The 12,511-nt window shown below is 69.3% G+C and carries 12 protein-coding genes and 1 pseudogene; 10 read left to right on the top strand and 3 right to left on the bottom strand.

From position 1 onward, the window contains the following. The first annotated feature begins 21 nt into the window (after positions 1–21). The 5 genes and pseudogenes from ON31_RS18610 to ON31_RS18590 all read left to right on the top strand — a co-directional run bounded on the left by ON31_RS18610 (position 22) and on the right by ON31_RS18590 (position 4,645). Positions 22–615, top strand: coding sequence for an ATP adenylyltransferase (locus ON31_RS18610; protein WP_029924231.1), 594 nt, complete (start codon positions 22–24; stop codon positions 613–615). Between the two features lies 1 nt (position 616). Then, on the top strand, positions 617–1,288 hold the full coding sequence (gene pgsA, locus ON31_RS18605; protein ID WP_039815352.1) for a phosphatidylinositol phosphate synthase: 672 nt from the start codon (positions 617–619) through the stop codon (positions 1,286–1,288). After that, a pseudogene (locus ON31_RS18600) lies at positions 1,285–2,220 on the top strand (phosphatidylinositol mannoside acyltransferase); the annotation flags it as partial. The gene pgsA and the pseudogene ON31_RS18600, both read left to right, overlap by 4 nt. A 257-nt stretch (positions 2,221–2,477) precedes the next feature. Beyond that, positions 2,478–3,602 (top strand): glycosyltransferase family 4 protein, encoded by a 1,125-nt coding sequence (locus ON31_RS18595; protein ID WP_039815350.1) that lies wholly within the window; start codon positions 2,478–2,480, stop codon positions 3,600–3,602. Next, on the top strand, positions 3,602–4,645 hold the full coding sequence (locus tag ON31_RS18590; RefSeq protein ID WP_029924235.1) for an NUDIX hydrolase: 1,044 nt from the start codon (positions 3,602–3,604) through the stop codon (positions 4,643–4,645). The genes ON31_RS18595 and ON31_RS18590 overlap by 1 nt, the downstream gene beginning before the upstream one ends. A 66-nt stretch (positions 4,646–4,711) precedes the next feature. Here ON31_RS18590 and ON31_RS18585 read toward each other — a convergent pair whose 3' ends face one another. Beyond that, the gene (locus ON31_RS18585) at positions 4,712–5,989 is read right to left on the bottom strand and encodes a hypothetical protein (protein WP_051037452.1); all 1,278 of its coding nucleotides are present in this window, start codon (positions 5,987–5,989) and stop codon (positions 4,712–4,714) included. Positions 5,990–6,176: 187 nt separating this feature from the next. Here ON31_RS18585 and ON31_RS18580 point away from each other — a divergent pair, with 187 nt between their 5' ends. Together ON31_RS18580 and ON31_RS34745 are read left to right on the top strand one after the other, a co-directional pair. Then, positions 6,177–6,884: an EthD domain-containing protein gene (locus tag ON31_RS18580; protein WP_051037451.1), complete on the top strand. Its 708-nt coding sequence runs from the start codon at positions 6,177–6,179 to the stop codon at positions 6,882–6,884. 254 nt (positions 6,885–7,138) lie between these two features. Continuing rightward, a complete protein-coding gene (locus ON31_RS34745) occupies positions 7,139–7,606 on the top strand; it encodes an aggregation-promoting factor C-terminal-like domain-containing protein (RefSeq protein WP_029924238.1) in 468 nt (155 codons plus the stop codon). A gap of 17 nt (positions 7,607–7,623) precedes the next feature. Here the strand turns inward: ON31_RS34745 and ON31_RS18570 are convergent, their stop codons facing one another. Continuing rightward, complete coding sequence (locus ON31_RS18570; RefSeq protein ID WP_039815348.1) at positions 7,624–8,763, bottom strand: acyl-CoA dehydrogenase family protein; 1,140 nt, start codon at positions 8,761–8,763, stop codon at positions 7,624–7,626. A gap of 80 nt (positions 8,764–8,843) precedes the next feature. On the opposite strand from ON31_RS18570, the gene ON31_RS18565 reads away from it, so the two are divergent. The 3 genes from ON31_RS18565 to ON31_RS18555 all read left to right on the top strand — a co-directional run bounded on the left by ON31_RS18565 (position 8,844) and on the right by ON31_RS18555 (position 11,651). Then, a complete protein-coding gene (locus ON31_RS18565) occupies positions 8,844–9,524 on the top strand; it encodes a winged helix-turn-helix transcriptional regulator (RefSeq protein WP_051037450.1) in 681 nt (226 codons plus the stop codon). Positions 9,525–9,655: 131 nt separating this feature from the next. Further along, a complete protein-coding gene (gene pdxS / locus ON31_RS18560) occupies positions 9,656–10,573 on the top strand; it encodes a pyridoxal 5'-phosphate synthase lyase subunit PdxS (protein WP_029924241.1) in 918 nt (305 codons plus the stop codon). A gap of 229 nt (positions 10,574–10,802) precedes the next feature. Beyond that, complete coding sequence (locus tag ON31_RS18555) at positions 10,803–11,651, top strand: MHYT domain-containing protein (protein ID WP_081592553.1); 849 nt, start codon at positions 10,803–10,805, stop codon at positions 11,649–11,651. Positions 11,652–11,669: 18 nt separating this feature from the next. Here ON31_RS18555 and ON31_RS18550 read toward each other — a convergent pair whose 3' ends face one another. Then, on the bottom strand, positions 11,670–12,506 hold the full coding sequence (locus tag ON31_RS18550; protein WP_039815346.1) for a hypothetical protein: 837 nt from the start codon (positions 12,504–12,506) through the stop codon (positions 11,670–11,672). Between the last annotated feature and the right edge of the window lie 5 nt (positions 12,507–12,511).

The following is a 12,511-nucleotide window of genomic DNA, read 5'->3' as shown; positions in this document are numbered from 1 at the left end:
CGTACGGCGTCCGACGGTCTCATGGATGAGGCTGCCGGACAGCAGGATTCAGCACCGCGCGAGGTGATCATGGATACCGGCGCGGGCGATCCGGACCGCCTGCAGCGGCTGTGGACCCCGTACCGGATGTCCTACATCACCGGTGCGGCCGCCGAGCGTGCGGAGCGGGAGGCCGACGCGCCCAAGAAGTCCGGGCACCCCTTCACCGATATCCCGGAGATGTCGGACGAGGACGGTCTGGTCATCGCCCGCGGGCAGTGGGTGTACGCGGTGCTGAACCTCTACCCGTACAACCCCGGCCACATGATGGTGGTGCCGTACCGCCGGGTGGCGAATCTGGAGGATCTGACGCCCGAGGAGAGCCTCGAGCTGATGTCGTTCACCCAGCAGGCGATCCGCACCATGAAGAAGGTGTCGCGGCCCGAGGGTTTCAACGTGGGCCTGAATCTCGGTGGCGTGGCGGGCGGTTCGCTCGCCGACCACCTGCATCAGCACATCGTGCCGCGCTGGAGCGGCGACGCGAACTTCATCACCGTCGTCGGCGGAGTCAAGGTCATGCCGCAGCTGTTGCGGGAGACCCGCGCACTGCTGGCGGAGGCATGGAAGGCGGCATAGCGTGCTGAGCTTCTTCGGTCGCGATACGTTCGCCAAGGCGACCGCCCCGCTGGGCAAGGCGCTGGTGAGCACCGGACTCACGCCGGACGCGATGACGCTCATCGGCACCACCGCGTCGATCGCGGCCGCGGTCACCCTGTTCCCCACCGGACATCTGTTCTGGGGAACCATGGTGATCTGGCTGTTCGTCATGTTCGACATGCTCGACGGCGCGATGGCACGCGCCCGCGGCGGCGGCACGAAATACGGTGCGGTACTGGACGCCACCTGTGACCGGGTGGCGGACGGGGCCATCTTCGGTGGCCTGGCGTGGTGGGCGGTCTATCACGAGAACAGCGGGCACCTGTTCGCCGCCACCCTGGTGGTGCTGGTGACCTCCCAGGTCATCTCGTACGCCAAGGCGCGCGCCGAGGCCAGTGGCCTGTCCGCCGACGGCGGTCTCATCGAGCGGCCGGATCGCCTGGTCATCGTGCTGGTCGGGGCCGGATTCACCGGTATCGGTGGGCATTACGGCATCGAATGGCTGAGTTATGCGGTGTACGCGGCGATGTACGCGCTGGCGGTGCTGAGCATCGTCACCGTCTTCCAGCGGGTGCTGGCGGTGCGCAATTCACCCGGTGCGCGCGACGTCATCGCGCTCGCTGCCAAGTCCCCGGAGGAACCACAGCGGTGACGGCCTCCGATTTCACCTCCGCGCTCAGCGACAAGGCGTACGCGGCGGGGTGGCGACTGGTGCGCGCCCTGCCCGAGCGCACGGTGCGCCGCGCGTTCGACGCGGGAGCCGACGCGGCGGCGCGGCGGGCCAACCGGGCCGCGCGTGCCGGACAGCCGAATCAGTTGCGGCGCAACCTGGCTCGCGTGCTGGGGGTACGGCCGGAGCAGGTGCCCGATCAGCTCATCCACAAGAGCATGCGCTCCTACGCCCGCTACTGGCGTGAGGCGTTCCGGCTGCCGTCCATGGATCACGCGGCGCTGGGGTCACGCCTGTCGGTGCAGCAGGTCGAGAATCTGGAGTCCGCGCTCGCCCGGGGCAAGGGCGTGATCCTGGTGCTGCCGCATTCCGGGAACTGGGATATGGCGGGGGTGTGGCTGGTGCAGAACAACGGCCGCTTCGCCACCGTCGCCGAACGCCTGAAGCCGGAATCGCTGTTCGAGCGGTTCGTCGCCTACCGGGAGAGCCTCGGCTTCGAGGTCTTCCCGCTCACCGGCGGTGAGCAGCCGCCCTTCCCGCAACTCGCGCAGCGGCTGCGCGCGGGCGGCGTCATCTGCCTGATGGGGGAGCGCGACCTCACCGGTAAGGGCGTGCCGGTCACGTTCTTCGGGGAGCGCACCTGGATGCCCGCGGGCGCGGCCAAGCTCGCGGTCGAAACCGGGGCGGCGCTGATCCCGGTGCACTGCTGGTTCACCGAGGCCGCGGCGGGCAATGAGGGGTGGGGCTTCAAGACCGAACCGGCCCTCGACGTTTCGGGCGGCGTGGCGGCGGCAACCCAGGCATTGGCGGACCGCTTCGCGGCCAATATCGCCGCCCATCCTGCCGATTGGCACATGCTGCAACCGCTGTGGGAGAGCGATCTGTCGGAGGCCCGACTGGACCGTATCGCGGCGGCGCAGCGTGAACTCGGCTACACCCGAGACGAGACGCCGACGACGAGCGGCCCGACGGGCGCGGATGTCGGCGCGCGAAGTGCCGGTGCCGCGGAGACCGTCGCGCGAGGTGCCGACGCAGGGGCTACCGGCGCGGCCGATGTCGGCGCAGCGGGTGCCGACCCTGCCGATGTCGCGGCGACCGTCGACGGCGCGGCGGTCGCGCCGAATGCGGACGGCCGGGTCGACGCCACCGAACACAAGGGGGAAGGCGCGCTATGAGAATCGGCATGGTCTGCCCGTACTCGTTCGACGTTCCCGGTGGAGTGCAGGCGCATGTCGTGGAACTGGCGCAGGTGCTCATCGAACGCGGGCACAAGGTGAGCGTGCTCGCGCCCGCCGCCGACGACACCCCGCTGCCCGATTTCGTGGTGTCGGCGGGCCGCGCGGTCGCCATCCCCTACAACGGGTCGGTGGCGCGACTGTCCTTCGGGCCCACCGCGTACACCCGCATCCGGCGTTGGATCGCCGAGAACGACTTCGACGTGCTGCACATCCACGAGCCCAACGCGCCGAGCCTGTCCATGCTGGCACTCAAGATCGCCGAGGGGCCGATCGTCGCCACCTTCCACACCTCGACCACAAAATCGTTGGTGCTCAGCACTTTTCAGGGCGTGCTGCGGCCGTATCACGAGAAGATCAGCGGTCGGATCGCGGTGAGCGAGCTGGCGCGGCGCTGGCAGGTGGAGGCGCTCGGCGGCGATGCGGTGGAGATCCCCAATGGCGTCGACGTGCCCGCCTTCGCGCACGCGCCGCTGCTGAACGGCTATCCGCGACCGGGCGGCACCGTGCTGTTCCTGGGGCGCTACGACGAACCGCGCAAGGGGATGGAGGTGCTGCTGGGCGCGCTGCCCGAGCTGGTGCGCCGCCACCCCGACGTGCAGGTGCTGATCGTCGGGCGCGGTGATGAGGAGCGGCTGCGGCGCGAAGCCGGGCGCAACGCCGGTCATCTGCGCTTCCTCGGGCAGGTCAGCGATGCGGAGAAGGCGTCGGCCATGCGCAGCGCCGATGTGTACTGCGCGCCGAATCTCGGCGGCGAGAGCTTCGGCATCGTGCTGGTGGAGGCCATGGCCGCCGGGACCGCCGTGGTGGCCAGCGAACTGGACGCCTTCCGCCGGGTGCTACGTGACGGCACCGCCGGAATGCTGGTGCCCGTCGGCGATTCGGACCGCCTCGCCACCGCCCTGGACACCATGCTCACCGACACCCGGCGGCGCGAGGAATACATCCGCACCGCCAATCAGGTTGTCGGCGAATACGATTGGCCGGTGGTGGCCGAACAGATCCTACGCGTCTACGAGACCGTCACCGTCGGCGACACCCGGGTGAGGACCGCCGGATGATCACCTTCTCCGCGACAACCATCCTGGTTCTCGCGCTGGTGACGGCGCTGATCCTGACCGTCGGCGTGTGGGCCTACACCACCGCCAACCGGCTCGACCGGCTGCACGTGCGCGGCGACCAGGCCCGGCACGCCCTCGATGCCGCCCTGGCGCGGCGTGCGGTGGTGGCGCGGTCGGTGGCCACCACCATCGGCCGCCCGGAGGCCGATACCGAGGTCGTAGACCAGGCCCGCCGCCTCGCCTCCCTGGCCGACCGTGCCGAGCGGGCCAACTGGCGCGACCGGGAAACCGTCGAAAACCAGTTGGCGGCAGCGCTGTCCGCCGTCGACATCACGAATCTGCCGCCGCAGCTGGTGGCCGAGCTCGCCGACGCCGAGGCCCGGGTGCTCATCGCGCGCCGCTTCCACAACGACGCCGTCCGCGACACCCTGGCGCTGCGCACCCGCCGCCTGGTCCGGCTGCTGCACCTCGGCGGCACCGCGCCGCTGCCCACCTACTTCGAGATCGCCGAACGGGTGACCCCCGCCGCCTCGACCGGTCTGGACGTCGACACGGTGCGCACCTCGGCCCGCGTTGTGCTGCTCGACGAACAGGATCGGGTGCTGCTGTTACGCGGCAACGACCCCAAGGCCCCCGACATCCCGTTCTGGTTCACCATCGGCGGCGGCGTCGACCCCGGCGAATCCCTGCGCGCGGCCGCGGTGCGCGAACTCTACGAGGAAACCGGCTACACCGCCGACTCCTCCCAGCTGCGCGGCCCCCTCTGGCGGCGCGTGGCGGTATTCCCGTTCAACGGCGAGCTCATCCGCTCCGAGGAGCTGTTCTTCGTCCTGCGCGTGCGCAACTTCACCCCCGAACCGGCGAACCTGACCTTCGTCGAGCGCCGCTGCATCTCCGGCAACAAATGGTGCACCCCCGCCGACATCGTCGACCTGGACCGCATGGGCGAAACCGTCTACCCCTACCACCTGGACCAACTCCTCCCCGAAGCCCTCGCGGCCGCATCCACCGACACCGACCCCGAGGTCCGCTCCATCCGCTGACCGCCGAGGGGGAACTGGTGGCGGGAGCCACTCGGGCGATGCCGCCACCAGTTCCCCCTCGCGGTTTCAGCCGAAGTGGTTGCTGCGGACGGGGCCGGGGGAGTCGACGGCGAAGCGGGGGCCGGTGAGCCAGGCGGGGTGGGTGGTGGTGACGAAGGCCGTCAGGGCGGTGTCCGGATCGGCGGGGGTGTCGCCGTCGCCGGGGTCGGGGGTGCCGTCGGCGGCGACGATATCGGCGGCGATCTCCGCTTCCGGGCGCTCGTCGGCGGGTAGGTCGTCGCGGACGCCGTCGGGGGTGATGCGCAACTGTGACTCCCACGGCGGCACCACATGCTGGCCCAGCAGCCCGGTGATGTCAGCGCTGAGCGGGGGCGGGGAGGTCCAGCAGGAGGCGTGTTCGACGAGGATGCGGCCGTCGGCGCGGTCCCGCAGCGTCGGCTCCAGTTCGCCGTCCAGCTCCCGCAGGTCGTAGGCGACGACCAGGGTGTCGGTGGCGTCCGGGGTGTAGGGGCGCGTCGGGAGGCCGAGCAGTTCGGCCGCCGCCAAGCCCAGAATGCGGTCGCCGCGGCCGGGAAGCAGTGCGACCGTGCGCGGTCGGCGTTCGGCCGCCGCGAGCACCAGCGCCACCCGATCGAGGGTCTGCCGACACTGGCCGTGGCTGTCCTGCGTATACGCCCACCGGCCGGTCATCCCGGCGGCGAAACCGAAGGGCGACATGGTCGCCAGGTAGCCGCCGGTGATGACGAAATGCCAGCCGCGCAGGTCCTGCCCGTCCAGCGGTCCGGCCGTCGCCGCGATCTCCGCGCGCCGCAGCATATTTCGCAGCCGATCGTAGGCGGGCCACCAGTCCCGGTCCTCGGGTGCGGGCAGACGCGCGAACTGCTCCCGCGCCAGCGGCAGATCGTCGGCCAGCACCGCATTGAACACCAGCAGGTAGCGGTGCGGCCACGCGCTGAGCACCGCATCGTGCTCGGCCAGCAGCGCCGCCGCCTCCCCGTGGCGGTACTCGCGTTCCAGAGCATCGGACAGGCTGCCCAGGATGGCGAGCTGGCCGGGCGCCAGGCGAAGTGCGGCCCGCAGCGCCGGAATCGCGCAGAAGGCGATCCCGCGTTCCTTGCAGCCGACGGCGAAGTGGAACAGGGCCACCGGATCGTCGGGCGTTCGGGCCGCCGTGCTGGCCGCCTCGGCCAAGTCGTCGAAACCGATGGCGGCCGCAGCCTGCTCCACCAGGTCGGAGAGTTCGGGCAGGGGCGCGGTCTCGGCCACCGGACGCAGGGCGCGCACGGCACCGGGCACATCGCCCGCGGCCAGCAGGCCGCGAGCCGATTCGAGTACATCAGTCATCGCCGACAATCTTGTGCGACAGCCGACCTCGGAGCAATCGGATATCCGGCCCGGCACGATACGGTTGTTCGCTGGGCGTGGCGGCACATATGCCCGATGGGTGGGACAGGTTCGCGATTGCGCGCTCGATGTGAGGGTGGCCCGCTTACCGTGGCTTCGGTACTGCCGAGCGGCCACGAGGATCGATATGAAGCTGATGTACGCGCTGTGGGGTGCCGGGCTGGACGAGCGCCTGCACGGTGTGGAGTTGCGGCGGCGACTGGGCGAGTGCGGGGCCACCGAATTGCAGGTGAATGTGCGGGATGCGGAGGTGGCGGCGGCGCAGGTGCGGCACAGCACCTATCCGGAGTCGATCGCCGCGATCGTTTCGGTGCGCACCGGGGGCGGGCACGAATCCGTCACCGCCGCACTGCGTTCCGTGGCCGACGAGGTGAACGGGTGGATCGTGGACGAGCGGGTGCCCATCGTCGCGCCGACGACCGGGGACGGGGTGCGGGCCGAGGCGCTGGCCAATGTCGCCCTGTTGCGCATTCCCGCCGACCTCACCCGGGAGGAGTGGTTGCGGCACTGGCACGGTACGCACACCACGGTCGCCATCGAAACGCAGGCCACGTTCGGGTATGTCCAGAACACCGTCGTCGAGTCGATCACCGACGGTAAACGGGTCGACGCGCTGGTCGAGGAACTGTTTCCGATGGCGGCCATGACCGACCCGCACGCCTTCTACGGCACCGGCGGCGACGAGGCCGAGCTGCAGCGCCGCATCAGCCGCATGATGGAGAGCGTGGTGGCCTTCGGAGCGCATCTGGATCTCGACGTCGTGCCCACCAGCCGCTACCTGTACGCGCTGAGCCCGGTACCGGGAGCGGCTGTGCCGGGCGGCGATCTCCACTAGGGTCGGACGCGGCGCGCCGTGACGGATGCGGCGCGCTCGTTGGAGGTGAATGGTTTCGTGTCTTATCTGCTCTACGACTTCCTGTTGCCCTATATGGGCCCGTCGGCGGCCGAATACTGGGCGACGCTACTCGTCATCGGACCCATCGCGGGGTAGCGCCGCGGGGTAACGCCGCAGATCCCGCGGTATTTTCCGCGCGGACACGCCGATAGCGAATACCGGCATTTCGGATAACTAGTGGTTTGCTCTCCGGAATGCGATATGTCGCGAAATTCATCGTGGCCGCGCTGGCGGCCGGTGCGATGACGATCGGCAGCGCAGCGACGGCGAAGGCGGAGTGCACGGCGCACTGCGCGGAGGACGCCGCGCCCGTGGCCGGTGGCCTGGTGCCGAATCTGCTGGGTCTGGGCCTGAGCGCGGGCGCGGCCCTGTACGGGCTCACGCCCAAGGCCATCGCCCTGATCATCGTTCCGGCGCACGAGTTTCCGGCCTTCGACAACATCATCACCCGCGAAAGCGGTTGGGATATCTTCGCGCTCAACCCGACCAGTGGCGCCTACGGTCTGCCGCAGGCGCTTCCGGCGCACAAGATGTCCAGCCACGGACCGGATTGGATGTTCAACCCGGTCACGCAGATTCGCTGGGCCTACGACTACATGAACGAGCGCTACGGCAGCCCCACCGCCGCCTGGGCGTTCTGGCAGGCCAACGGCTGGTACTGACCGCGTCGGCCACCCGGCTACCCCAGCGGTCCACGGCCGAGCAGTACGTGGCCGCTGAACCGCAGCTGCTTGGCGCGCGGCAGCGGGTGGAACAGGCAGCCGTGGATATCCCGGTACCACATTTCGAGCGGGCTGGTGCGTGAATAGCCCACGCCGCCAACGGTTTCGATGGCCAGCCGCACCGTCGCGACGAGATTGTCCGCTGCTACCGTCTTGCGGCTGAGCGTACGGGCCGCGTGCTCGTCGGTATTGGCGAAGGCGAGATCGTCGGCGGCGGTGAACATGGCGTCGATGAGATCGGCGGCCGTGGTGTGGGCATTCGCCATCTCGCCCACCAGCGCCACGGTGTGCTCCTCGGCGCGTTGCGCCACCGATCCGGTCGCGAATTCCACCGCCCGGTCCGCGATGCCGAGATAGGCCGACAGCACCAGCGGCATGGCCGCTCCGGCGACCATGTTCAGAATCGGCGGCCAGACGCCCGCCGGGCGCACCAGCGAGATCGCCGCGTCCGGGACGAAGACCTCCTCGAAAACGATGGTGTGCGAGCCGCTGGCCCGCAAACCCAAAGTGTCCCAAGTCTTCTCGATTCGCACCCCCGGCGCGGACAGCGGGATGGCGCAGTGCAGCACCTGCGGCCCCTCGGGTGCGTCGTCCCAGCGGACGCTGGTCACCGCGATGGTGCCCACCTCGCATCCGCTGGCGGGCAGTTTGTGGGCGCTCACCCGGTAGCCGCCGTCCACCCGCCGGGCACGGCCATTGGATTCCACCCAGTCCGACGCGCCGGTGCTGACCAGGATCGCCCCGGCCGCCACCTTCTCGAAGACGGCGGCGGCGTCCATGCCGTGCTTGTGCCGCCACACCTGGGCGGCCACCAGGTGGGTGTGCATGGCGAAGGCCACGGCGGTGGACGGGTCGTGGCGGCCCAACTCGCGCAGGACCGCGCCCAGATCGCGGTGGGTGGCCCCGCCACCGCCGAATTCGACGGGGACGAGCGCCCGGGACAGGCCGGAGGAACGGAGCAGATCGACCGCGTCGGTGGCGATCTCGCCGCTGCGGTCGCGGTCGGCGACACCGTCGCGCAGGGCGGTGCCGACGCCGGTCGCCGCGGCGACCCAGGTAGCGGTGGAGGAGGGGAGGTGCACGTCGGTAGAGGTCATGTTTCGAAAGTTAGGGACGCCCGCGATAACCGGATAGTCCAGAAAGTGGACTCCCCGATCGCACCCCCGGCGAGGTCTCCATGCACGCACCCGGCGAAGGCTCACCCAGTGAAAGCTACGGCCAGTACTGTCCGATTTCCCGTGCCCTGGATGTGCTCGGCGAACGCTGGTCGCTGCTCATCCTGCGCGATCTGCTCACCGGCACCACCCGGTTCAACGATCTCGCCCGCGGGCTGCCCGGCCTGTCGCGCAGTCTGCTCGCCAAACGGCTGCGGCAGTTCGAACGCTCCGGACTGGTCGTGAAGTCCGAACAGCACTACCGGCTCACCGCCGCCGGGCGTGACCTCGAACCCATCCTGTTCGGACTCGGCCACTGGGGTGCGCGCTGGACCTTCGGCGAGCCGCAGCCGGAGGAACTCGATGCCGATCTGCTGGTGTGGTGGATGCACACCCGTCTGGACACCTCGTCGTTCCCGGGTAAGCGTCAGGTGCTCGGCGTGCGGTTCACCGATGATCCGCGCCGCTACTGGATCGTGGTGGAGGCGGGCGTGCCGTCGGTGTGCGTGACCGATCCCGGTTTCGCGGTGGATGTGACCATCACCTCGGACGTGAGTTCGCTGTACCAGGTGTGGCTGCGTCGCCTGCCCATCGACCATGCCATCCGCACCGGTCGCCTGGAGTTCACCGGTCCGCGCATGCTGACCCGCCGGATGCCGTCGGTGCTGCGGTTGACCCCGCTGCCGCCCGTAGCGGCGGGATAGCCGGTAAACGTGATCTGCGCTACTGGGCTGGCGGGTAGGCGGTCCAGTCGTACTCAACTGGCTATCTAGTGGCCTGGGGGAGGGGCCTAGAATCGGGGTGTTCGATTCCGAGCGAGATCCGATAGGCCCAGATGACACAGGAGTTTGCCGTGACCACGTCCGACACCACCACCATCGGCACCGCCCGCGTGAAGCGCGGCATGGCCGAGATGCTGAAGGGCGGTGTGATCATGGATGTCGTCACGCCGGAGCAGGCCAAGATCGCCGAGGACGCGGGCGCCGTCGCCGTCATGGCGCTCGAGCGCGTGCCCGCCGATATCCGCGCCCAGGGCGGCGTCTCCCGCATGAGCGATCCGGACATGATCGACGGCATCATCAACGCCGTCTCCATCCCGGTCATGGCCAAGGCCCGGATCGGCCACTTCGTGGAGGCCCAGATCCTGCAGTCCCTCGGCGTCGACTATATCGACGAGTCCGAGGTGCTGACCCCGGCGGACTACTCCAACCACATCGACAAGTTCGCCTTCACCGTGCCGTTCGTCTGCGGTGCGACCAACCTGGGCGAGGCGCTGCGCCGAATCACCGAGGGCGCGGCCATGATTCGCTCCAAGGGTGAGGCGGGCACCGGTGACGTCTCCAACGCCACCACCCACATGCGCAAGATCCGCGACGAGATCCGCCGCCTGACCTCGCTGCCCGAGGACGAGCTGTACGTCGCCGCCAAGGAGCTCCAGGCCCCCTACGAGCTGGTGCGCGAGGTGGCCCAGACCGGCAAGCTGCCGGTGGTGCTGTTCACCGCCGGTGGTATCGCCACCCCTGCCGACGCCGCCATGATGATGCAGCTCGGGGCCGAGGGCGTGTTCGTCGGTTCCGGCATCTTCAAGTCCGGCAATCCGGAGCAGCGCGCCGCCGCCATCGTCAAGGCCACCACCTTCTACGACGATCCGGACGTGCTCGCCAAGGTGTCGCGTGGCCTGGGTGAGGCCATGGTCGGCATCAACGTGGAGGAGATCCCGCAGCCGCACCGTCTCGCCGAGCGCGGCTGGTAAGCCACCGGCGGTAGCGGGCCGTGCGCTGACGTCAAGGCCGGGAGACAGGAATCCGCCGTCCCGGCTCGACCCGGCCGCGCGCCCGCTACCTGCGCGCATACCCTCCAGCAAACGCGGCAACATTTCGCGGATTATGCTGCGGCAAATTTACGACCTGCTGATTCCTCGCTAGCCTTCGAGCCAGTCACCGGTGAACTGTCGACATGAAGCATCCTGGCAAGGAGTCCGCATGCTGGAGATCGATCAATTCACCTATGGCTGGCTGACGCCGGTCCTCGCCTACGTCATGTCGGTCACCGGCTCGTTGCTGGCGCTGCGCTGCATGGTGCGGGCCCGCGCGCGGGGTGGGCACGGCGGGTGGGTGGCCATCGGGGCCGTCGCCCTCGGCGGCACCGGCATCTGGGTCATGCATTTCATCGCCATGCTCGGATTCTCGGTGCGGGACACCACCATTCGCTACGACGTACCGGTCACGCTGTTCAGCGCCGCCGTCGCCATGGGGGTGGTGTGGGTCGGACTGTCCATCGTGGTGCATCAGCACGCCGAGGCGTTCGCCCTGATCACCGGCGGCGCGATCACCGGGCTCGGGGTGGGGGCCATGCACTACTCGGGCATGTACGCCATGAAGACCGACGCGGTGGTGCGCTACGACCCCTGGATCGTCCTGCTGTCCCTGGTGATCGCCATTGTCGCCGCCACCGCCGCACTGTGGTTCACCCTGCACGTGCGCGGGTTCGGGTCCACGGTCGGCGCGGCCCTCATCATGGGGGTGGCGGTATCCGGAATGCACTACACCGGAATGTTCTCCATGAGCGCGCATGTCGCCGAGCATGTGCACGCGCCGTCGGGCGCGCAGGCGGGTCAACTGCTCGCACCGCTCATCGTGGCCGTCAGCATGGCGACCATGCTGACCCTGCTCCAGGTGGGCATCACCGAGATCGACGAACCCGACCTGAGCCGGATCCGCGGGCAGCGCGCGAGTCGGTTCTGGCCCAGCCGAGACGGAGGTGGCGCGGTGGCCGATCCCGCCGACGACTTCCCCACCCAGTCGTTGCGGTCACGGCACCGCCGCTATTGAGTTCTCCGTTGTCGAGTTCTACGAACTACCGGATGAACTGCTCGACGACGAACTCGACGATGTGGACCCGGACTCCGGCCCGGCGGGGGAGAAGTGGAAGTACATGTTGAGCGCGGCGTCGAGCTCGATGGCGGAGATTCCCGTGATGCCCAGCTCCCGAGCCCAGTCGACGACCAGAAACGCGGGGGCCGTGCCGTTCATGGTGCCGAGCAGGGCGTAGTACTTCGCCGTACCGGCCGGGTAGACGGCCGCGGGCAGGGCGCCGTCCCCGGCGGGGTCGTGGAGGTAGCGCAGGTAGTCGTAGACGGGCTGCGTCGTCCGCGCGTACGCCTGCTGTCTGCGCACGTAGCGCAGCGGCGGCAGGGGGTGCGTGGTGGAGGCGCGGTAGTACTGGAAATAGTAGATGTCCGAGTTGCGCAACGGCTCCCGCGCCGAGCACCGCTGATTCTGCCAGGACAGAATGCGTCCCGCGCTGGGCTGCGGCGTGTTCTCGTAATAGGACGTGCTGTCGGTCGCCGCCCGCCACGTGGTGCGCAACGCCCAGCCCAGCTTGGTGTACGTATCGCTGTGGCCGACCCGCTGGGTGCGATAGGCGGTATCGAAGACGGCGAGTTTGTCGTCCTTGATTCGCTCCTGCTGGGTGGTGTCCGGCGTCGAGAGTGCGTCCGCGGCGGCCCGCATCAGCTTCTCCCGCTTCATCCCCGCCTTTCGGCACTCCTCGTAGGCCGCCGCCCAGGATTTCCAGTGCGTCGTCGCGGCCGTGGCGAAGGCGGATATCGCGTCGTCCGCGTCGAGCGGCGGTGCCTCCGGTACATCGAGACGATCCGTGGCGAGATGGTCTTCGGCGGAGGTCATGCCAC

The sequence above is a fragment of the Nocardia otitidiscaviarum NBRC 14405 genome (genome assembly GCF_000308635.1).
Lineage (GTDB): Bacteria > Actinomycetota > Actinomycetes > Mycobacteriales > Mycobacteriaceae > Nocardia > Nocardia otitidiscaviarum.
The sequence above is the reverse complement of the archived record's forward strand: the minus strand, read 5'-3'. Positions and strand labels throughout refer to the sequence as shown.